The sequence below is a fragment of the Pseudomonas sp. NCCP-436 genome (assembly GCF_019656335.1).
GTDB lineage: Bacteria > Pseudomonadota > Gammaproteobacteria > Pseudomonadales > Pseudomonadaceae > Aquipseudomonas.
In genome coordinates this window covers 112,668-133,194 of the sequence record NZ_BPLZ01000006.1, presented here as the reverse complement: position 1 = coordinate 133,194, position 20,527 = coordinate 112,668, and the positions used below count along the sequence as shown (strand labels likewise).

Genomic DNA, 20,527 nt, shown 5'->3' with positions numbered 1-20,527 from the left:
GGTACTGAGTGCGGTTATAATGATCGCCTCAAAGTCAACGTCAAGTCGGGCGCGTTCACTCCGTGAAGAGGGTCGCGCCAAGCAACAGGAGCAAGCCATGCCTTCTTTCGACGTGGTGTCGGAACTGGACAAACACGAATTGACCAACGCGGTCGACAATGCCATCAAGGAAGTCGAGCGGCGTTTCGATCTGCGCGGCAAGTGCAGCATCGAAAGCAAGGACAAGACCCTGACCGTGACGGCAGAGGCCGAGTTCATGCTCGAACAGGTGCTGGACATCCTGCGCAATAGCCTGGTCAAGCGCAAGATTGATTGTCAGTGCATGGAGATCAAGGATGCCTACGCTTCGGGTAAGGTGATGAAGCAGGAGGTGATCTTCCGCGAGGGCATCGACAAGGAGCTGGCGAAGAAGATTGTCGCTCATATCAAGGATGCCAAGCTGAAGGTGCAGGCCGCTATCCAGGGTGAGCAGGTACGGGTTACCGGCAAGAAGCGTGACGACCTGCAGGAAACCATCGCTCTGCTGCGTGGCCATGAGTTCGGCATGCCGTTGCAGTACACCAACTTCCGCGACTGATCTGCCTGCGGGGCCGAAGGCGACAGAAAAACCGCGACTGCCGTCAGGTATCGCGGTTTTTTTCAGGTTCTGACCGTGTCGGAGTCTTTGGCGTCTGTCGCTAGCGGTTCGCCAGGCCCTTGCTGGCGGTCGCGGCGCCACTGCATCAGGATCAGAATCAGTGTCGGGATACCCATCAGCGCGGTGACGAGGAAGAACTGTGCGTAGCCGAGTTTTTCCACCAGCACCCCGGAGTAGCCGCCAATCAGTCTGGGCAGCAGCAGCATGATGGAGCTGAGCAGGGCGTACTGAGTGGCGGAGAACTTCAGGTTGGTGAGGCTCGACAGGTAGGCAACGAAGGCTGAGGTGGCCAGGCCGGCACTGAAGTTGTCGGCGGAGATGGTCAGTATCAGCATCGGCAGATGGGCGCCCATACTCACCAGCAGCATGAACAGCAGGTTGGTCAGCGCCGAGGCGGCGGCACCGACCAGCAGGATCGGCATGATGCCGAAGCGCACGATCAGAAGGCCGCCCACGCCGGCCCCGAGCAGGGTCATGACTAGGCCGAACAGCTTGCTCACACTGGCGATCTGATCCTTGCTGAAACCCTGGTCTATATAGAAGACGTTGGCCATGACGCCCATGACCGTATCTGACAATCGATAGGTGGCGATCAGTGCCAGTAGCAGCAGGGCCTGCCAGCGATAACGCAGGATGAAATCGTTGATGGGGGTTAGCACTGGCGCCATGCCGCCCCAGAACAGGCTGGAAATGGAAAGCCCAGCGAGAATGGTGTAGAGCAGGGCGCGCAGGAAGGCGCGATCTTCGTAGAGCAGTTCCGTCAGGCTGAGCTGACCGTGCCAGACCAGGTGCAGATCGCTATCGTAATACTGGGTGAACATTGCCGGCAGCGAGATCAGCAGGATGATCAGCAACAGCACCGACAACAACTGGTGGAAGAAACCGTAACGCTCGGTGGCGGTTTTCAGTACCGGCGCCAGTCCACCCCAGGCCAGCCCCGACACCGAGATGCAGGCCAGTGTGGTGTAGAGCATGGCACGTAGGAAGGCGCGATCCTCATACAACAGTGCCTGCGGGGTGAGGTGCCCCTGCAGCATCAGCATCAGGTCGCTCCGATAGAACTGGATGAACATGGTCGGCAGCGACACCACCAGAGTGAAGACCGCCAGCAGAGCCAGTGTCTGGTGCAAAAAGCCATGTCTGGGAGGAGTGCTGCGAATCGGTGCCGGAACGATGGGCTCGCGCATCCACAGGGTGGTGATCAGTCCCGGCAGCATAAGCAGGGCGAACACCAGGTAGGTGCCGGTCCAGGCGCTGAACTGGTAACTGTCTACGGTTGAGCCAAAGCCTTCGGCCAGGTATAACGCGCCAGCGGTGGCCAGCAACGCTGCAACCCGGTAGCCGGCCATATAGGCTGCAGCCAGTGCGGCCTGGCGGCTGTCTTCGGCGATCTCCAGGCGATAGGCGTCCACAGCGATGTCCTGGGTGGCCGAGGCGAAGGCCACCAGCACGGCCAGGGCAATCAGAGTGCTGAGGTGGGTCTGCGGGTCGAAATGGGCCATCCCCAGCAGCCCCGCGGCAATCAGGCACTGCGATAGTACCAGCCAGGATCGGCGCCGGCCGAGCTTGCCCAGCAGCGGCAGCCGCCATTGGTCGAGCATTGGCGCCCAGACCCACTTGAAGGCGTAGGCGAGGCCGATCAGACTGGCGAAACCGATGGTTTCCCGGGCTACGCCGGCCTCGCGCAGCCACACCGAGAGGGTTGAGAAGACCAGCATGTAGGGCAGGCCGGCGGCAAAACCGAGCAGGAGCAGCGCCAGTGTCGCGGGACTGGCATAGGCAGCGAGGGCTTCTCGCCAGGATGTGCGTGGCATTGGCTCGAATCTGGGACGGGGTGGTTCGAAGCCCGCACTCTAGGGGCTGTTGCCGCTGCAGTGCAAGCCGTGTCGCTGCGTCAGATGATGCCCGGTCAGGTGCGTAATGCCGGTTGTAAGATGTTCTTGGCACGTTCTGCAGCAAGGCAGGCAGTGCATCTTCTCGCAAGCTGAAATGGCACAGTCTCTAGTTTTGCTCCGTCGGTTTCCAGCCGTGTCGGCGCATATCCACGCGGTCGTTCAGGATACTGACACCTTCGGCGCGCAGGCGAGCACGCTGCTCGGTGCCGGAAGGTGTACCGGGTGCCAGGCTCAGGCGGCCATCGGCGGCGATGACCCGGTGCCAGGGCAAGCGCGAGCCTTCCGGCAACTGGCTCAGAGTGCGTCCGACCCAGCGTGCCGCACGTCCCAGTCCGGCCATGCGTGCCAGCTCGCCGTAGCTGACCACCCGCCCCGAGGGAACCTGCGCCAGAACCAGAAACAGCGCCTCGCGGCGAGCTTCTGCGCTCTCCGTTGAGGAGGTCGGCCAGGCAAAATCCGAGGTAGGCATGAGGTTGATGTTCCTGCTGGGCGATACAGCCGGAGGTCGGAACTCTGCCGGCGTATGCCGGTCACCTGTTGTTCTTGAGCCGGCTGCTCGATAATGCCTGGCTTTTCCATTGACTCTCAACCTGACTCTCACGTCCATGTCGCGTTCCTTATCCTTGCCCCTGTTTGGCCTGAGCCTCGTGCTGGCTAGCACCGTTTCTTACGCCGATACCGTCTGGCTGACCAATGGCGACCGTTTGACCGGCACCATTCGCTTTTTCGATGGCAGCAAGCTGCTGCTGCAAACCGACTATGGCGGTGCCATCGCGCTGGACTGGAAGAAGATTGCTACGCTGCAAAGTGAGCACGAGCTGCTGGTCAAGCTCGGGCCGGTCGAGGGCAAACGTGCCCGCGCGCTGCTGGCCGCAGACACTGGCCGCGTGACCCTGGCCAATGGTGAAGCACCGCAAACTATAGAACTGACGAAGATCGAGCAGATAATGAAGCCCAAGCCACTGGTGGAGGACTTTACCTGGAAGGGCAACATTGACCTGGGGGTTGACTACAAGCGCGGTGAGCGCGACTCCGACGACTATGACATTAGCCTCAAGACTCAGGCGCGTCATGGCCTCTGGCGACACAATGCAACGGCAGAGTACAACCGCGAACTGAAAAACGACGTGGTCAGTACCGACAATTGGAGTGCGGAATACGCGCTGGATCGCTTCATTACCGAGCAGTGGTTCTGGCAGGGGCGTTTCGAATACAAGCGCGACCGCATTGAGGAAGTGGAGCGTCAGCGCACCCTTGGTAGTGGTCCTGGCTACCAGTTCTGGGACGACGAACTGGGGGCGCTGTCCGTGGCAACGCTGATAAACCGCAGCGACTACCGCTACGACAACGGCAGGCAGGATCGTTTCTACGCGCTGAGCCTCAAGTGGGACTACAACCGCTACCTGGTCGGCAAGAGTATCGAGCTGTTCAGTGTCGGGGAACTTGGCCGACCGCTCGGAAATGTGGCCGACTACAGCCTGGATGCCGAGGTGGGGCTGCGCTACAAGGTCACCGACTGGGCGTCGCTGAATATGAAGGCAGAGAAGGATATGGTTAGCGGTGCCGAGGGGGATCTCGATGAGACCCGCTATACCCTGGGCTTCGGCGTGGGCTGGTAGAAGAGCCGCCCCGGGAAGCCGGGGCGGCAGGGCGCTCAGGAGTCCTGCGAGTCTTCCAGCGCCTTGTTCCGCCAGCCGGTCCCGCCCGGCAGTAGCAGGTTGAGCAGCAGGGCGACGATGGCGCACAGGGAAATACCGGAGAGCGCGAACTCTTCGCTGCCGATCACCATGCCGCCGATACCGAATACCAGGGTGACCGAGACGATAATCAGGTTGCGCGCCTCGGACAGATCCACCTGATGGCGAATCAGCGTGTTCAGGCCGACCACGGCAATGGAGCCGAACAGCAGACAGAGAATGCCGCCCATTACCGGAACCGGAATGCTCTGCAGTGCAACACCGAACTTGGCGATGAAGGCCAGGGCGATGGCGAACAGGGCTGCCCAGGTCATGATCTTCGGGTTGTAGCTCTTGGTCAGCATCACCGCGCCGGTCACTTCCGCGTAGGTGGTGTTGGGCGGGCCGCCGAACATTCCAGCCGCGGAGGTGGCCAGTCCGTCACCCAGCAGGGTGCGGTGCAGTCCCGGCTTTTTGACGAAGTTCTTGCCGGTGACCCCGCCGATGGCGACGATGCCGCCGACGTGCTCAATGGCCGGCGCCAGAGCTACCGGTACCATATAGAGGATTGCTCCCCAGTGCAGCTCTGGGGCAACGAACGCCGGCAGTGCCAGCCAGGGCGCGTTGGCTATGGCGGTGGTGTCGATCACACCTAGCAGACCGGCCAGTACGCAGCCAACGACGATACCGGCGATGATGGGTACCAGTCGGAAGATGCCACGGCCGAGCACGGCGACCAGCAGGGTGGTGATCAGTGCCGGCATGGAGATCATCATCGCTGTACCATAGGGCACCAGTTGCACGCTGCCATCGCCGGCCTTGCCCATGGCCATGTTCACCGCCACTGGCGACAGCGCCAGACCGATAGAGATGATTACCGGGGCGATCACCACGGGAGGCAGCAAACGGTCGATAAAACTTGGGCCTTTTACTTTGACAGCTGCCGACAGCAGTACGTAGACCAGTCCCGAGGCGATGATGCCGCCAAGCACTGCCGGTAGGCCAAACTGTTCCTTGGCTACCAGAATCGGCGCGATAAAGGCGAACGAGGAGGCCAGGAACACCGGTACCTGACGCCCTGTGGCAAGCTGAAACAGCAGGGTACCGATACCGGCGGTGAACAGTGCCACGTTGGGATCCATACCGGTGATCAGCGGCATCAGCACCAGTGCGCCGAAGGCGACGAAGAGCATCTGAGCGCCGGACAGTCCCTGGCGCCAAAGCGGATCGTTGAATTCCTGCTGGCTCATGTTCAGGCGTCCTTCTGCTTGGTTCCGAATATCTTGTCGCCGGCATCACCGAGCCCGGGGATGATATAGCCGTGCTCGTTGAGGCACTGGTCGACCGAGGCGGTGTAGATGAGCACGTCCGGGTGGGCGTCCGCGACCTTTTTGATGCCTTCTGGAGCGGCGACCAGGACCATGGCGCGAATTTCCTTGCAGCCGGCCTTCTTCAGCAGGTCGATGGTGGCGACCATGGAGCCGCCGGTGGCTAGCATCGGATCGACGATCAGGGCCAGGCGCTCATCGATTTCCGGGGCCAGCTTTTCCAGATAGGTGTGAGCCTGCAGGGTCTCCTCGTTACGGGCGATGCCCACGGCGCTGACCTTTGCGCTGGGGATCAGGCTGAGCACGCCGTCGAGCATGCCGATGCCGGCGCGCAGGATCGGCACCACGGTGATCTTCTTGCCGGCGATCTTCTCCACCTGCACCGGACCGGCCCAGCCATCGAGCTGGTAGTTCTCCAGCGGTAGATCCTGGGTTGCTTCGTAGGTCAGCAGTGCGCCCACTTCCTGGGCCAGTTCACGGAAGTTCTTGGTGCTGATGTCGGCACGGCGCATCAGGCCGATCTTATGACGGATCAGCGGGTGGCGGATCTCGCGGACGGGCATAGGCTGGGGTCTCCAACGGGTCTGGTAAAAATCGCGTTAGAGTAAAGCATTGCCGGCGGCAAGTGGTGAGTGACTAATCGGTCATCACTGCGGATGAATCGGTCTGACAAGACGGTTTCGCCAACGCTTGGCAAGTTCGATGCGGAACTGTACCTTTGCCGGCTTTTACCTGACGAGATGATCAGCTTTTTAGTGGCCGATCCTCCCAGACACCGCTCCCAACAAGAGGGAAATCATCATGCCCGCCGATCTCGAGCACATTCGCCAAGTCATGGCGGAGGCCGATTGTCTATACACCGAAGCCGAAGTCGAAGCAGCCATCGACCAGGTAGCCAGGCGTATCAGCGCAGATCTGGCCGAGCGCAATCCGGTGGTATTTTGCGTCATGAACGGCGGCCTGATCTTTTCCGGCAAGTTGTTGACGAAGCTGGACTTTCCGCTGGAGGCGTCATACCTCCACGCCACCCGCTACCGCAACGAAACCAGTGGTGGTGAGCTGTTCTGGAAGGCCAAGCCGGAAATATCCTTCATCGACCGCGACGTGCTGATCATCGATGACATTCTCGATGAAGGGCACACCCTGAGTGCAATCATCGACTTCTGCCGGCATGCCGGCGCCCGTGCAGTGCATACGGCTGTGCTGATCGACAAGGATCACCAGCGCAAGGCGCATCCGCAGCTGAAGGCCGATTATGTCGGCCTGCGCTGCGTCGATCGTTATATCTTCGGCTACGGCATGGACTACAAGGGCTACTGGCGCAACGCTGCCGGTATCTACGCGGTCAAGGGCCTGTAGCAAAGCCTAGGAGGAGGTCGGCGCTGTCTGTCCTGTCTCCTCGGCACGCAGCCAGCGCAGGGCCTTCTCCCGCGCCTGCGGCAGATCGTGAACGTAGGCGAGCTGGCTAGCCTTGCGATGGATGCCGGCACGGCGCAGCTTTAGCCGCACCTGAGCGCTGGGGCCACAGAGGATCAGCGCTACGCCCTGGCGACGGTATTCGCTCAGCAGGCTCTCCAGTGCGGCGATGGCGGTCATGTCCAGCAGAGGGACGGCGCTGATGTCGACGATCATCACCCGTACCTCGGGGTTTAAACGTCGCAGAGTGCTCAGTGCCTTCTCGGCGGCGCCGAAGAACAAAGGCCCGCGGATCACATAGACCATCACTTGTTCCGGCAGATCCTGCAGGATTTCGAGTTGGCGGCGATTCGGCGCGGCGGTGTCAGTCAACTCGCTCATGCGTTTGATGAACAAGCCGGCAGCCAGCAACAGGCCGACGGCCACAGCCAGCACCATATCGAACAGCACTGTCAGTACCAGGCAGGTGAGCAGCACCAGTACGTCGCCCCGTGGGGCAATGCGCAGGGTATGGACGATATGCCGGGCCTCGCTCATGTTCCAGGCCACCATCAGCAGCAATGCAGCCAGTGCGGCCATCGGCAGATAGCTGAACAGCGGTGCCAGCAACAGTACTGCGGCCAGCACGACGCCGGAGTGAATGATCGCCGCCAGTGGGGAAAAGGCTCCGGCCCGTACGTTGGCAGCGGTACGGGCGATGGCGGCGGTGGCGGTGATACCGCCGAAGAAGGGGGCTACCAGGTTGCCGATTCCCTGGCCGACCAGCTCGGCATTCGGATCGTGCTTACTGCCGGTCATGCCATCGGCCACTACCGCGCAGAGCAGCGACTCGATGGCGCCGAGCATGGCGATGGCGAAAGCCGGCGCCAGTAGTTGGCGGAACAGTTCGAACGACAAACGGAGCGGCTCGCCGTTCGGGCCTGGTAGAGTCCAGGGCAGCGCCGGGGTTGGCAGCATCGGCGGGATGCCCGGGTGCTTGAGACCATCGAGCACGTAGCTGAAGCGTTCTCCGAGGGTGGCCACCGGCAGACCCAGGTTTTCCAGACCCAGAGCCAGTACAGCGCCGATGGCTAGGGCCAGCAGCGGTGCCGGCAGACGCGGTAGGCGACGTGGAGCAATCAGCAGAATGGCCAGGGTACAGAGACCGACCATGGTGTCACCGGCCTGTACGCCAGGCAGAGCCTCGGAAAGCAGTACCAGCTTGTCAACAAAGTGTTCGGGCGTGGTGGACAGCTCCAGACCGAGCAGATCCTTGATCTGCAGGGTAGCGATGACGATGCCGATACCGGCGGTAAAGCCCAGAGTGACCGGGTAGGGGACGAATTCGATCAGACGGCCGGCGCGCAGGAGTCCTAGGCTGATCAGGATGCCGCCCGCCATCATGGTGCATAGCAGCAGACCGCCAAGGCCGTGCTGCTGGGTGATCGGCAGCAGGATCACCACGAAGGCGGCGGTGGGGCCGGAAATGTTGAAGCGTGAGCCGCCGCACAGAGCAATCAGTGGCGCTGCAATCAGTACGGTGTAGAGGCCGTGTTGTGGCGCAGCTCCGACGGCGATTGCCAGCGCCATGGCCAGTGGAATGGCAATGATGCCGACTGTGAGGCCGGCACCGAGATCGCCACGTAGAGCCTTCCACGAATAGCCGGCACGTAGTGCCTGGCGCCAGGCAACGAACAGCGGTAACGGTCTTGAGGACATGGACTCTCCCGGGAGACGAGGGGGTGTTACAGGCAAGAGAGATCGTAGCGCGTCTGTATCAGCCTGTCGGCGAATGCAGACCAGCGCGCAGCGCGTTGAGCCAGGCAGGTGTCAGCGCTAAACTGCCGACCCTCTGTAATATTTGGTTGGAGCGGGCGATGCGTAAAGACAAGAAGCAGGTCATCGGGGAAGAAATCAGTGATGACGCGATCAAGGTGTTTCTCACTTTTGAACCGGCCGATGAGACCACGCCGCCCTCGCTGCACAAGCTGATCAAGGCCTACCGTGGGCTGCGGGTCGATGATTTCGAGCGTTTCGTCGGCTTCTTTATCGAGGCAGGTTATGACCTGTCTGCGGTAGATGCCAAGGGCAACGATTTCGTTGCCCTGATCGAGGATCAGCGCAACGCCGCGCCCTATATTGACATCATTCGCGCAGTCCGGGGTTGATCCGGATCAATCCGGCTGTAGGCAGGCGCCCCGGCTGAGCCGGGGCGTTTTGTTTTGTGGCCGGGTCAGGCTGCCTCGTCGTAGAACTCCGGCAGGCTCAGGCCAGTGCGGTTGTCGATGTGCGGCTGATCATGCTGTTCGTGTCCACCCAGGCAGCAGTACACCAGCCAGTGCTGATCCTGAACGTTGAAGGAGAGCTCATTGACCACTGCGTCCACTTCATCCAGTGAGTCGATCGGGTATTTGCGATCCAGCGGTTGAGGGTTGAGCATGACAAGTCCTCCGAGGACAGGAGATGGGGCTCCCGTGACAGTCTCTACTGTCCGGTCAGCTCGGTAGATTCAAGGCTCGGGCCAGGCTCCTGGCGGTTCTCATACGAATTGGAGATAGTCACTCGCGTTCGTCGGAAACGAACCGCATAAAAGCGGGAATTCAGTACACTGCGCGGCGATTTTTTGCGAGTCGAAAGCCTTGTGTTTCCGACCAGGTTCCCCATTTTGGTGCGGTTTCGCTCTTGCTGCGCCATGCTGATTCCGAGGTGCTGCATGTCGCTGCAGGTGTTGTGGTCGCTGGTTGTCGTCCGTCCGGCAGGTGCGCTGAACGCGCTGGCACTGTTTTTTGCCCTGGCGGGCGCCTGGCTCTGGCTGATGACGCGCCTACGTGAGCAGCGAGGGCAGGCGCGCGTGCTGGCTCAGGGGCAACTGGAGGAACTCGGTGAGGAGAGTGGGGCGGATGAACGTGCCCAGCGCATCAACCGATTCTTCTATCGTTTCGGTGGCTGCTGCCTGGGCATGGCGCTGATCCTGTCCTGGGGCAGCACTCATTTATAAAGGCTGGCGCTGTCGGCCGCCGGGGCGGCCGGGCAGTCGTTAAAGAGGCAGACCTGCCTTGATTCGGTACTGATTGCGCACCGGATTGGCGTACTGCAGGATCAGGTACGGTCTTTCCTCGGTGCTGCAGCCAGCCAGCCGGCGTTTCCACTCGACTTCGGCCTTGGCTAGTTCGGCAGTACCGAACAGCTCACTGGCTGGCGGCACATCCAGTTCGGCTTCGCGGCTTTCCCACATGGCATAGGCCAGGTAGTGCACCGGGAACAGCCGGTATTGGCCGAGGATGTGTCGATCCAGCTCCTGCGCCAACTGCTTGGTATCCTCCATGCCGGCCACCGGCTGGCCGAAGTGAATGTGCACCCGCCCCTTGTAGCCGGTGATGCCCAGGGCAATGCTGGCGTCGTCCTCGCCTGGCGCCTTGGTATAGCTGCCGGTGCTGGCGCGAATGTGCAGCTCGCGGGCCTTTGCCTGGTCGCAGGGGTCGTATTCGTAGCTGATTGACACCGGGATCAGGTTCAGCGAGTCGATCACCTCGGCGAACGGCTCATCCTTACGGCTCATGTGGAACATCTTGAGGATGGCTGAATCGGTGCGATCGTCACCGTCCTTGGCGCGTCCCTCGGCCTGAGCGATCCACACCGATTCACCGTCAACCCGGATCGAATGGTTGATATAGGCCGACAGTAACTGGTAAGCCGCCAGCTTCTCGCGCCGACCGCTGATCGAGCGATGGACGATGAAGCTCTTGTTCAGGCGCATCAGGTCGCTGACGAAAGGTCGTTGCAACAGGTTGTCGCCGATGGCGATGCGTGGGGTCTGCAATCCGGCATGGTAAACGGCGTAATTGACGAAGGCCGGATCCATGACGATGTCACGGTGATTGGCCAGGTACAGGTAAGGCTTGCCGGCCTGCAGGTGTTCCAGCCCTGAATAGGTTATGCCGTCCGTGGCCCGCTCAATGCTGCGGTCGACGTAGGGCTCGATCCGATCCTGCAACGCAGCCACCGAGTCGATGTCCTTCAGTTCATGGCGCAGCCGGTTGGCGACCAGCGGTTTCAGCAGCCAGCCCAGAGGTCCGGCCAGGCGCGGGAAGCGGAAGCGGGTAAGGGTGTCGAGAAATGCCGGATCGGCGATCAGGCGTGCCAGTACGGGGCGTACCTCGGCATCGGCATAGGGTCGGATGGCATCGAATGCGCCCATCATGCTCTCTTGTTCTAGAACGGCTATGGTTGAAGTCGTGTAAGCGGTTCAGCAGTAGACCGGCGATTATAACGCCAAGTCACAGCCGAACCGCGAGGTCGCCCGTCCTGGACCGTGGTGGAGGGTCTCGATGCAGCGAATTTATGAGCCGGAAAACCTGCTGGAAGGCCAGCTGCTGGTCGACATGCTGGCCAGCGAAGGCATTGAAGCACATCTGCTGGGGCAGCATTTGCTCGGCGCAGTCGGAGAGTTGCCGGCTGGAGGCCTGCTCGGGTTGCTGGTATGCGACGCCGATGCCAAGCGGGCGCGACAACTGATAGCCGGTTACAATGCAGCACAACCTGTGACCGGTGACGAGCCGGAATCCTACCTGGGCGTGCTGTTGTGCTGAGACGCCCGTTGCCTGCCGAGTCGTTTCATGTGTGGACGTTATGCCTTGTTCCGCTGGTCGCCTGCCTTTGCGGCTTTGTCAGGTTTTCCGGCTGGCCAGCAGCCGCGCTGGAATCTGGCACCCGGCGATCCGGTATTGATGTTGCGAGCTGGTGCTCAGGGGCCTGAACTGGCTCAGGCTCGCTGGGGGCTGACTCCGATCTGGCTGCAGGATCTGTCGAAAACTCCGGCCCATGCCCGGGCGGAAACCCTTGCCGAGCAGCCAATGTTCCGTGAACCGTTCCGCCTGCGTCGTGCGCTGCTTCCGGCCAATGGCTTCTATGAGTGGCGCGGCTCGGCCCGCAAGCGCCCCTACTGGATGAGCAGCGGCGAATCGCTGATGTACTTCGCCGCGCTGTGGGAGGTCTATCCTGTGGCCGAGCACAATTACCTGAGCGTCGCGCTGGTCACTCAGGCCGCAGCCTCGCTGCGCCGCCCGCTTATCCTCGATGCTGACGAGCAGGCGCTCTGGCTGGACGCGAACACTCCGCGAGAAACGCTGCTAGCACTGCTCGGCAAGCCGCCTGTGGCGCTGCGCGAGCGTGCGCTGGCGACACTGGTCAATGATCCGCAGCTCGATGCGCCGGAGTGCCTGACCCCGGCCTGAGCCGGGATCTGCACGGCTTGTGCTACACCCTGAACTGATTGATCAGGCGCCGCTGCTGCTCGGCCAGGCTGGTCAACTGAGCGCTGGCCTGACTGGCCTCATCGGCACCGCCGGCTACCTCGTTAGCGACCTGACCGATATTGGTGACGTTGCGGTTGATGTCCTCGGCTACTGCGCTTTGCTCCTCGGCGGCACTGGCGATCTGGGTATTCATGTCGTTGATCACCGACACCGCCTGTGTGATGGACTCCAGCGAGTCGGCGGCCTGGCTGGCATGCGCGACGCTGTCGTCGGTCTTTTGCTGGCTCTGCTCCATCACCTTGACCACCTCGCGGGTGCCCTGCTGGAGCTGTTCGATCATGCTCTGGATTTCTTCGGTGGCCTGCTGAGTTTTCTGCGCCAGATTACGCACCTCGTCGGCCACCACGGCGAAGCCGCGGCCCTGTTCGCCGGCACGGGCGGCCTCAATGGCGGCGTTGAGCGCCAGCAGGTTGGTCTGTTCGGCGATGCTGCGGATGGTGACTAGGATGGCGTTGATGTTCTCGCTGTCTTTGGCCAGGTTCTGCACCACAGCCACTGCTCGGGTGATCTCGCCGGCCAGTACGGTGATCGCGGCCGAGGTTTGCTGAACCACCTGCTTGCCATGGTTGGCCGCCTGGTCGGCATGGTTGGCTGCCTCGGCAGCATGGGTGGCGTTGCGCGCGACATCCTGAGCGGTTGCCGTCATCTCATGTACGGCGGTGGCCACCAACTCGATTTCTGCCAGTTGTCGCTGTACGCCCTGGTTGGTGCGGATGGCGATATCGGCAGTATGTTCGGACGAGTCGCTGACCTGCTGCACCGAAGTCACCACTGCGGCGATCATGGCCTGCAGTTTGCTCAGGAAGGCATTGAAGCCGCGAGCGATCTGGCCCAGCTCGTCGGCACGATCCACCTCCAGACGAACAGTGAGATCGCCTTCGCCTTTGGCGATATCTTCGAGCATGCCGACCATCTGGCGCATCGGACGAGCGATGCCGTAGCCGACGAACCACACCACCAGCAGGCCAAGAGCGGCGATCAGCAGGCCCACCAGGGTCATGCCGATGGCATCGTTGCGCGCCTGCTCGGCCAGGCCTGCCTGCAGTTGCTGGAGTTCGGCAAATACCACGGCGGTGGGCAGGGTGATGGCCAGTGTCCAGCGGGTGGCGGTACCGGCTACTTCGAAGGGGAACAGCAGCTCAAATGATTGCTGGGACTGGTTGTGATGCACGATAGGCGTATTGCCGGTGAGCCCCTGAAGCAGATTCAACAGTTCACTCGATAGTGCTTGCGAGGCTGGCTGGCTAATCAGCGAGGCATCCTGGGTGGCGGCAATCAGGCTGCCGTTGGCGGCGATCAGGGCCAGTTCGCCGGCACCGTCGTAGAGATCGCCCTTGACCGATTGCAGCAGCTCCTGAATGAAGTCCAGAGCCAGGTCGTTGCCGACGGAGCCGAGGAACCTGCCCTCCACCACGATAGGGGCGTTGAAAGAGGAAACCAGAATCTGCCGGCCACCGTAATCATAGGCAGCCGGGTCGATAACGCAGGGACGCAGGGTGTTTTTCGGGCACAGGTAGTACTCGCCCTCGCGGATGCCGGTGGGCAGCCGTTTTTCGCTTTCCATCTGCTCGGCAGTTAGTGGCAGTACCTTGAAGTCGTTACCCTCGCGGTACCACCAGGGCATGAAGCGGCCGGTGTGGTCATAGCCCTCGGCTTCGCGGCCGGCGTAGCGCTGGTCATCCTGATCGAAGACGTTGGCTTCCCAGCCGATGAAGAAATCCAGCAAAGCCGGGTTGTCGCGCAGGTAACGAACCAGAAGGGCGGACAACTCTTCGCGGCTCACGGACAGCGTTGCAGTGCCATCGGCGCGCCGAGCCATCTGGCTATTCAGGCTGGCGACCGACTTGGCCAGAGTCATGGGAATCTCGAACTGGCGTTGCAGCTTGCCGACTTCGGCTTCGGCCAGTGCAACCAGACGTTTTTCGATAACCTGCTGCAACAGGTACTCGGTGCGCTCGTTGACCACCTGTTGGGTGCGCGAACTGGCAAACAGCGCGTAAAGCACCAGGGCGATGACGACCGTAAGGATGCTGGCTCCGGCCAGTACGGCGATGGAAAACTGGATCGACCTGAACTTCATGGGAGCCCCCGGCTCGTTGAAAACTCCTGTGGTTAACGGCCATAAGGTGGTGGAACTTGAGCCCAAAGGCGCAATTGGCTCAGATGATGGCGTTTTTGAATTATTCCATCGGCAGGTTTGATCTTGACTGCTTCGGTGCGCAGGAAGGCTGCCGTTGATGAAGGATCAAGGCAGAGCCTTCTCGGAGAAGGGGCGGGTATCCAAACCCAACTGCGAACGGAAACTTTCCATGTCGAACATGGTGCAAATTTCCTGGATCTCGTTGCTGGGCGTCAGCGTCCAGAAGGCCATGGCGGAGATGGTCAGGATCTTATCGCTGGGTGTGTAGCCCAGTGCGGGCTTCTCCAGGGTGCCGATCAGGGTGCTCCAGGTCACCACCTTGTAGCCTTCGGCGATACATTCTTCCACTATCACCTGCAGATCCGGCATGGCCTCGCGGATTTCCTGCAGCGTCCGCATAAAACCGGCACTGTTCAGGGGCTGACCGACGAAAGAGCTTTTGTAGACAAAATCGCGGCTGTGCAGTTGTTCAGCCAGTGCCAGGCGACCCCGATTCCAGGTCAGCTCCACATGCTGGCGTACTACCTTTTTGCGTTCTTCCAATGGCATTGGATCCTCCTGGCGCGAGTCCATTCCCTATGGGCTGCCGCCTACTTTTACCGCAGGCGGCTGGGGCGCAGGATTGGCCGAACTGCCGGTTATCCGGCTGCTGGGGCCAGTGCGCCCAGGTTCAGTGCCTGATAGGCAGCGTAGAGGGCCAAGGCGGCAAAGGCTGCTGCGGCCAGGCGACGAATCAGCGTCAGAGGCAGGCGCTCGGCAGCGAAGTTGCCGGCCAGCACCACCGGCACGTTGGCCAGCAGCATGCCCAGAGTGGTGCCAATTACCACCAGCACGAAGTGCGGGTATTGCGCTGCCAGCATGACTGTGGCGACCTGAGTCTTGTCGCCCATCTCGGCCAGGAAGAAGGCGATCAGCGTGGTAAGGAAGGGGCCATATTTCTTCAGCCCTGAGGTTTCGTCGTCATCCAGCTTGTCGGGCACCAGTGTCCAGATGGCAACCGCGATAAAGCTGGCGGCAAGAATCCAGCTCAGTGTGGCAGGCGAGAAGAAGCCGGCTACCCAGTTGCCGATGGCGCCTGCAGCGAAGTGATTGGCCAGAGTGGCGACGACGATACCCCAGATAATCGGCCAGGGGCGGCGAAAACGTGCAGCCAGCAGCAGGGCAAGTAACTGGGTCTTGTCGCCGATTTCCGCGAGGGCAACGATCAGGGTCGGAATGAAGAGGGATTCCAGCATCAGGCTTCCTAAAGGGGCGGGTCGACACGGCTTATGACACGAACGACCTTCCCGCCCCGGGTGAGGTCGTTCGTGTCATAGGTCTTGTCAAACCGCAGGCCTCTACGTGGGCCTTGGGTCGCATGCGCCATGCTCTGCGGAGCAAGTGTGTTGACGCATGCCGGGCGAGCTGGCGCTCGCGGGAGACTACTCCCCTAGGACGGGCGCCATTGTGCCCAAGGTCCGGCGGCAGGGCAAGCCCGTTGCTTAGCGCCGGTATGCCGAATAGATGCGAAAACCGTCGGCTTCGGCCAGTGTGCGGCAGGGGCCAAGATGCTGTTCGATCAGTGGCGGATACCTGAGGAAGCTGTTGGCGACGATGCGCAGCTCGCCGCCGGGCTGCAGATGTTGAGTCGCCCGCAGCAACAGGTCTTCGCTGGCCTGATAGTGGGTATGTACGCCCTGATGGAAGGGCGGGTTGCTGACTATGGCGCTGAGTTTCTGCGGTGCTGATTCGATACCGATGCCGGCGATCAGTTCAGCCTCCAGACCGTTGCGGATCAGGGTCTGCCGGCTGCTTTCCAGAGCGAAGGCATCCACATCAAGCAGACTCACATGGCTGTCCGGGTAACGCCGTTTCAGTGCGGCGCCGATTACGCCGGCGCCACAGCCGAAGTCCAGCAGATGACCTGAGGGCAGATCCTGCAGGTGTTCGAGTAGCAGAGCACTGCCGCGATCCAGCCGGCCATGGGCGAAAACGCCGGGCAAGGTGACGATCTCAAGGTTGCCGTCACTCAGGGGAAGTTCGTAACACTGCGCAAGAGCCTGCAGATCCGGCTGAGCGGGTGCCTGTTCGACATGCACTGCCCATAGTTGACAATGCCGAGCGCTGTCCAGCTTGCGCGGTTTGCCGTAGATGTTCAGCTGCTTGGCCGCTCGCTCGATGCCGCCGCGCTTTTCACCGACCAGGTAGAGTTCGCCACCCTGCAGGCCCGCCGCCAGGCTCTGCAACAGGTATTCACCCAGCTCGCGTGATTTCGGCAGAAACAGCACGGCTGCGCTGTAGTCGCCAGCCGGGCGCTGCGTGTCGAAATGGCTGCGTCCGGGAAAGCGGGCCTCGAGCATCGCCTGCTCACCGGCATGCCAGCTCCAGCCGTGGGCTTGCGGCAACGCTCCGAGCAGGTCGTCGGCCGGCAGTCCGGCCAGTAGCAGGTCGTCATTGAAGAGTTCGGCCTGGCGCAAGAGAACTTCGCTTCGCGGATCCATGGTATGTGTCCCGGGAAAAGCTGCGCAGCTTACCCGACCACTCGCAGTGGCGCACCGGAGAAGAATGCGGCGGCATTCTCCACGGTCTGGGTGACGATGCGCTGGCGTGCCTCGCGACTACCCCAGGCATTGTGCGGCGTGACGATCAGCCGTGGGATATCGCCGGCCAGCAGTGGGTTGCCTGACTTCGGCGGTTCCTGTGTCAGAACGTCGGTAGCGGCACCGCCGAGATGGCCACGGCGCAGCGCATCGGCCAGTGCCTGTTCGTCAACAAGACCGCCCCGAGCAGTGTTGATCAGTAGTGCTTGCGGCTTCATCAGAGCCAGTTCGGTGGCGCCGATCAGATTGCGAGTCTGCTCGGTGAGCGGGCAGTGCAGGGTCAGTGCATCGACCTGTGGCAGCAGTTCGTGCAGGGTAAGGCGGCCGGTGCGTGGCGGTCGGCCCGGCAGTTGCCCGAGCAGTACGTGCATGCCGAAGGCCTCGGCCAGGCGGGCTACGGCGCTGCCGAGTTCGCCATGGCCGAGCAGGCCGAGAGTCTTGCCTTCGAGTTCGATGATGGGATGGTCGAGCAGGCAGAACTGGCTGGCCTGCTGCCAGCGCCCGGCGGCAATGTCGCGTTGGTAGTCGGGCAGGCGTGTCGCCAGGGCCAGCAGCAGCATCAGGGTGTGCTGGGCCACTGACGGGGTGCCGTAGCCCTGGCAGTTGCTGACGGTCACTCCATGAGCACGGGCGGCGGCGAGGTCGATGTTGTTGGTGCCGGTGGCGGTGACCAGCACCAGTTTCAGCGCTGGACAGGCGGCGAAGGTTGCAGCGTCCAGCGGCACCTTGTTGCTGATGGCGACCTGAGCACCTTGCAGGCGTTCGGCGACCTGATCCGGACGCGTCTGGGCGTGCAGGGTCAGCTCGGCGAAGGCCTGATGCAGCGGTTGCATGTCGAGGTCACCAAGGTCGAGGGAGGCGTGGTCAAGGAAGACGGCGCGTGGGCTGTTGCTCATCAGCTGTACCTTTTCGCAGAGGAGGCGCAAGAGTAGATTGGCGAGCCTAACAGACCTTAACCGTCGATGCGGAGCCGCCATGTACTGGACCGAGTTTCTAACCGTTGCCCTGATTCACCTGCTGGCCGTGGCCAGCCCCGGGCCGGACTTCGCCATCGTCGTGCGTGAGAGTGTCGGCTACGGTCGCCGCGCCGGTCTGTTCACGGCCTTTGGTGTCGGCACTGGCATTCTGGTGCACGTGACCTATTCCCTGCTGGGGATCGGCCTGATCGTGTCGCAGTCCATCGTGTTGTTCAACGCGCTGAAGTGGCTGGCCGCCGCTTACCTGCTTTACATCGGTATCAAGGCGCTGCGCGCGAGTCCTTCCGACCCTGCCAGTGCCGAACAGAATCTGGCGGCAGGTGAGCGCAGCCGTCGGGGTGCCTTCGTTACAGGGTTCATCACCAATGGGCTAAACCCCAAGGCGACGCTGTTCTTCCTGTCGCTGTTTACCGTGGTGATCAACCCGCATACCCCGGTTGTGGTGCAGGCCGGCTATGGCCTCTACCTGGCGCTGGCGACCGCGTTCTGGTTCTGCCTGGTGGCCTGGTTGTTCAGTCAGCAGCGCGTGCGCGCCGGTTTTGCCCGCATGGGGCACTGGTTCGACCGGTTGATGGGGGTGGTGCTGGTTGGTATCGGGGGCAAGCTGGCGCTCAGTGAAATGCGCTGAGCGCCGCCCCTGCGCCGCCGTGCCGGTGGTACGCGCAGGAGCATGGCCTCAGTAGCGGTGCTGACCGCGGATGATGCTGTCGAAAAGCTCGTCGTTGACCGGCACATAGCGGTCGCTGCCCGGCAGCCAGGCATAGACCGGTTCATCGCCAGCCTGGCGGGGGTCGAAGGCTTCCTGTTTCAGCGCTTTCTTCTGGTACTTGAAGGTACCGGTGGTCTCCATGCTCTGCTTGATGCGCAGGAACAGCGGTACCGCGTAGGGCGGCAACTGGCGCCTGGCGTAACTGAGCAGCTCCTGCATGTCCACCGGGGTGTGGGGATCCTGCAGGGTGATTGCGGCCATGCCCGCACAGCCATTGGTGTTGGGGATGTCCACGCCGTAGACCACCACCTCGGCGATGCGCGGATGCTGGATCAGCAGGTTCTCGACCTCGGTGGTCGAGACGTTCTCGCCCTTCCAGCGAAAGGTATCGCCCAAACGGTCGACAAACTGGGCGTGGCCGAAGCCGATGCTGCGCAGCATGTCGCCGGTATTGAAGTAGCGATCGCCCGGCTCGAACACGTTCTCGAGGATCACCTTGCGAGTCTGCTCCGGATCCGTGTAGCCGTCCAGCGGGGTCTTCTCGTCGACCCTGGCCAGCAGCAGGCCGGGCTCGCCGCGGCCGACCCTCTTCAGAAAGCCGTTGGCGTCGCGCACCGGCTCACCCCTTTCCCGATCGTATTCGACCAGTGCCCAGGGCATCAGTGAGAAGCCGATGGTGTTGTCGAAGTTCAGGACGTTGCTGAAGCCGATGTTGCCTTCGCTGGCGGCATAGAACTCGCAAACGTGCTCCACGCCGAAGCGTTCCTTGAACGGGCCCCAGGCGCCCGGGCGCAGGCCGTTGCCGAGCATCTTGCGCACCGGGTTGGAGTGATCGTCCGGCCGTTCCGGCTGATCCAGCAGGTAGCGGCAGAGTTCGCCGACGTAGCCGATCACCGTGGCATTGAAGGCCCGGGTATCGTCCCAGAAGCTGCGTGCGCTGAACTTGCGGCGGATGGCGAAGCCGGATGCCCCGGCAATCGCCGAGCCCCAGCAGACGCAGAGCCCGGTGCCGTGGTAGAGCGGCAAGGTGGAGTACATGACGTCATCGGGCTGCATGTCCATGGCGATGATGCCGAAGCCGCCGTAGATCTTCATCCAGCGACCGTGCTTGACGATGCCAGCCTTGGGCAATCCGGTGGTGCCTGAGGTGTAGATGTAGAAGCAGGGATCGTTGCCCTGAATCTGCCGGGTCGTGGCTGGGTTGTGTTCAGAGGCGCTGCGCGTCTCGTCCAGCAGGTTCAGGTAGCCTGCCGGCGTATCACCCGGAGCGGCGAAGGCATCCTGGTCGGCGATGTAGTAGAGGCCCTTGTTCAGCGCCTCGGTGCTGCCGCGTACTTCCTCGAAGGCCGCCAGCAGTTCCTCGCCTATCACCAGGGCAACGGGTTTGACCAGGTTGATGCTGTGCAGCAGCACGTTCTGCGTCTGGGAGGTGTTGAGCATGGCGCTGATAGCTCCCAGCTTGGCCAGCGCCAGCACCGTCACCAGCAGTTCCGGACGGTTTTCCAGGAATACGCCGACCACGTCGCCCTTGCCGATGCCACGTGCCGCCAGGTAGTGGGCGATCTGGTTGGCACGTTGGTTGAACTGCCGGTAGCTGTAGCGACGATCCTCGTAAAGCACGGCGACTCCGTCGGGGTTGCGTTGCGCAGCCTGTTCAAAGGTCAGGCCAAGTCCGCAGGGCTGTCCGGGAGCCGAGTTGTTGGAAAGCCGCAGGCCTCTGATGATCCGCGGCAGGCTCCTGAGGATCTGCGGAGTCTTGTGTAGCACCTGGCCCAGGCTGATGAATTCGTTGTTGTTCTGGCACATGGCGGATTCCTCGACTGCTGGGGACGTCCGCCGCTCTGGCGTTCGTCGTCCGTTGTTGGGGGCGGGCAAT

The 20,527-nt window shown here is 61.9% G+C and carries 21 protein-coding genes, 1 pseudogene and 1 riboswitch; of the genes and pseudogenes, 8 read left to right on the top strand and 14 right to left on the bottom strand.

Annotated elements, in window-relative coordinates; translation table 11 throughout:
* Positions 1 to 97: 97 nt before the first annotated feature.
* Positions 98 to 577 (top strand): YajQ family cyclic di-GMP-binding protein, encoded by a 480-nt coding sequence (locus NCCP436_RS08855; protein ID WP_220803626.1) that lies wholly within the window; start codon positions 98 to 100, stop codon positions 575 to 577.
* A 62-nt stretch (positions 578 to 639) separates the two neighbouring features.
* Here NCCP436_RS08855 and NCCP436_RS08850 read toward each other — a convergent pair whose 3' ends face one another.
* Together NCCP436_RS08850 and NCCP436_RS08845 are read right to left on the bottom strand one after the other, a co-directional pair.
* A complete protein-coding gene (locus tag NCCP436_RS08850) occupies positions 640 to 2,451 on the bottom strand; it encodes an AmpG family muropeptide MFS transporter (protein ID WP_220803625.1) in 1,812 nt (603 codons plus the stop codon).
* A gap of 187 nt (positions 2,452 to 2,638) precedes the next feature.
* Positions 2,639 to 3,001 carry an MGMT family protein gene (locus NCCP436_RS08845; protein ID WP_220803624.1) on the bottom strand — a complete coding sequence of 121 codons (363 nt, stop codon included), beginning with the start codon at positions 2,999 to 3,001 and terminating at the stop codon, positions 2,639 to 2,641.
* A gap of 136 nt (positions 3,002 to 3,137) precedes the next feature.
* Here NCCP436_RS08845 and NCCP436_RS08840 point away from each other — a divergent pair, with 136 nt between their 5' ends.
* Positions 3,138 to 4,151, top strand: a complete 1,014-nt coding sequence (locus NCCP436_RS08840; RefSeq protein ID WP_220803623.1) for a DUF481 domain-containing protein — start codon at positions 3,138 to 3,140, stop codon at positions 4,149 to 4,151.
* A gap of 35 nt (positions 4,152 to 4,186) precedes the next feature.
* Here the strand turns inward: NCCP436_RS08840 and NCCP436_RS08835 are convergent, their stop codons facing one another.
* Both NCCP436_RS08835 and upp read right to left on the bottom strand, forming a co-directional pair.
* Positions 4,187 to 5,458, bottom strand: a complete 1,272-nt coding sequence (locus tag NCCP436_RS08835) for a uracil-xanthine permease family protein (protein WP_220803622.1) — start codon at positions 5,456 to 5,458, stop codon at positions 4,187 to 4,189.
* Positions 5,459 to 5,460: 2 nt separating this feature from the next.
* Complete coding sequence (gene upp / locus NCCP436_RS08830) at positions 5,461 to 6,099, bottom strand: uracil phosphoribosyltransferase (RefSeq protein WP_220803621.1); 639 nt, start codon at positions 6,097 to 6,099, stop codon at positions 5,461 to 5,463.
* Positions 6,100 to 6,337: 238 nt separating this feature from the next.
* Here upp and NCCP436_RS08825 point away from each other — a divergent pair, with 238 nt between their 5' ends.
* On the top strand, positions 6,338 to 6,895 hold the full coding sequence (locus tag NCCP436_RS08825) for a hypoxanthine-guanine phosphoribosyltransferase (RefSeq protein WP_220803620.1): 558 nt from the start codon (positions 6,338 to 6,340) through the stop codon (positions 6,893 to 6,895).
* A 6-nt stretch (positions 6,896 to 6,901) separates the two neighbouring features.
* Here the strand turns inward: NCCP436_RS08825 and dauA are convergent, their stop codons facing one another.
* A complete protein-coding gene (dauA, locus tag NCCP436_RS08820; protein ID WP_220803619.1) occupies positions 6,902 to 8,650 on the bottom strand; it encodes a C4-dicarboxylic acid transporter DauA in 1,749 nt (582 codons plus the stop codon).
* 158 nt (positions 8,651 to 8,808) lie between these two features.
* On the opposite strand from dauA, the gene NCCP436_RS08815 reads away from it, so the two are divergent.
* Positions 8,809 to 9,099 carry a PA4642 family protein gene (locus tag NCCP436_RS08815; protein ID WP_220803618.1) on the top strand — a complete coding sequence of 97 codons (291 nt, stop codon included), beginning with the start codon at positions 8,809 to 8,811 and terminating at the stop codon, positions 9,097 to 9,099.
* Positions 9,100 to 9,164: 65 nt separating this feature from the next.
* On the opposite strand, the gene NCCP436_RS08810 is transcribed toward NCCP436_RS08815, so the two are convergent.
* Positions 9,165 to 9,371, bottom strand: a complete 207-nt coding sequence (locus tag NCCP436_RS08810) for a hypothetical protein (protein WP_220803617.1) — start codon at positions 9,369 to 9,371, stop codon at positions 9,165 to 9,167.
* A 273-nt stretch (positions 9,372 to 9,644) separates the two neighbouring features.
* Between NCCP436_RS08810 and NCCP436_RS08805 the strand changes: the two genes are divergently transcribed.
* Positions 9,645 to 9,929: a hypothetical protein gene (locus NCCP436_RS08805; RefSeq protein WP_220803616.1), complete on the top strand. Its 285-nt coding sequence runs from the start codon at positions 9,645 to 9,647 to the stop codon at positions 9,927 to 9,929.
* Between the two features lie 39 nt (positions 9,930 to 9,968).
* Here NCCP436_RS08805 and NCCP436_RS08800 read toward each other — a convergent pair whose 3' ends face one another.
* The gene (locus NCCP436_RS08800; RefSeq protein ID WP_220803615.1) at positions 9,969 to 11,132 is read right to left on the bottom strand and encodes a 1-acyl-sn-glycerol-3-phosphate acyltransferase; all 1,164 of its coding nucleotides are present in this window, start codon (positions 11,130 to 11,132) and stop codon (positions 9,969 to 9,971) included.
* A gap of 127 nt (positions 11,133 to 11,259) precedes the next feature.
* Here NCCP436_RS08800 and NCCP436_RS08795 point away from each other — a divergent pair, with 127 nt between their 5' ends.
* Both NCCP436_RS08795 and NCCP436_RS08790 read left to right on the top strand, forming a co-directional pair.
* The gene (locus NCCP436_RS08795; RefSeq protein ID WP_220803614.1) at positions 11,260 to 11,520 is read left to right on the top strand and encodes a putative signal transducing protein; all 261 of its coding nucleotides are present in this window, start codon (positions 11,260 to 11,262) and stop codon (positions 11,518 to 11,520) included.
* A 27-nt stretch (positions 11,521 to 11,547) separates the two neighbouring features.
* Entirely contained in the window at positions 11,548 to 12,165 is a 618-nt protein-coding gene (locus NCCP436_RS08790) for an SOS response-associated peptidase (RefSeq protein WP_220803613.1), read from the top strand.
* 22 nt (positions 12,166 to 12,187) lie between these two features.
* Here NCCP436_RS08790 and NCCP436_RS17830 read toward each other — a convergent pair whose 3' ends face one another.
* From NCCP436_RS17830 to NCCP436_RS08765, 6 genes and pseudogenes are all read right to left on the bottom strand, one after another.
* The gene (locus NCCP436_RS17830) at positions 12,188 to 13,030 is read right to left on the bottom strand and encodes a methyl-accepting chemotaxis protein (RefSeq protein WP_375709480.1); all 843 of its coding nucleotides are present in this window, start codon (positions 13,028 to 13,030) and stop codon (positions 12,188 to 12,190) included.
* A 12-nt stretch (positions 13,031 to 13,042) separates the two neighbouring features.
* Positions 13,043 to 13,246: pseudogene (locus tag NCCP436_RS17825) on the bottom strand (HAMP domain-containing protein); the annotation flags it as partial.
* A 1,245-nt stretch (positions 13,247 to 14,491) separates the two neighbouring features.
* On the bottom strand, positions 14,492 to 14,935 hold the full coding sequence (locus NCCP436_RS08780; protein WP_220803611.1) for an ester cyclase: 444 nt from the start codon (positions 14,933 to 14,935) through the stop codon (positions 14,492 to 14,494).
* Between the two features lie 89 nt (positions 14,936 to 15,024).
* A complete protein-coding gene (locus NCCP436_RS08775) occupies positions 15,025 to 15,618 on the bottom strand; it encodes a TMEM165/GDT1 family protein (protein ID WP_220803704.1) in 594 nt (197 codons plus the stop codon).
* Between the two features lie 80 nt (positions 15,619 to 15,698).
* Positions 15,699 to 15,828, bottom strand: a riboswitch (yybP-ykoY riboswitch).
* Between the two features lie 39 nt (positions 15,829 to 15,867).
* A complete protein-coding gene (locus NCCP436_RS08770; RefSeq protein WP_220803610.1) occupies positions 15,868 to 16,866 on the bottom strand; it encodes a class I SAM-dependent methyltransferase in 999 nt (332 codons plus the stop codon).
* 29 nt (positions 16,867 to 16,895) lie between these two features.
* Positions 16,896 to 17,861, bottom strand: coding sequence for a 2-hydroxyacid dehydrogenase (locus NCCP436_RS08765; protein ID WP_220803609.1), 966 nt, complete (start codon positions 17,859 to 17,861; stop codon positions 16,896 to 16,898).
* 79 nt (positions 17,862 to 17,940) lie between these two features.
* Here NCCP436_RS08765 and NCCP436_RS08760 point away from each other — a divergent pair, with 79 nt between their 5' ends.
* Positions 17,941 to 18,570 (top strand): LysE family translocator, encoded by a 630-nt coding sequence (locus tag NCCP436_RS08760; protein ID WP_220803608.1) that lies wholly within the window; start codon positions 17,941 to 17,943, stop codon positions 18,568 to 18,570.
* Positions 18,571 to 18,618: 48 nt separating this feature from the next.
* Here the strand turns inward: NCCP436_RS08760 and NCCP436_RS08755 are convergent, their stop codons facing one another.
* Complete coding sequence (locus NCCP436_RS08755; RefSeq protein WP_220803607.1) at positions 18,619 to 20,457, bottom strand: long-chain-acyl-CoA synthetase; 1,839 nt, start codon at positions 20,455 to 20,457, stop codon at positions 18,619 to 18,621.
* Positions 20,458 to 20,527 lie beyond the last annotated feature (70 nt).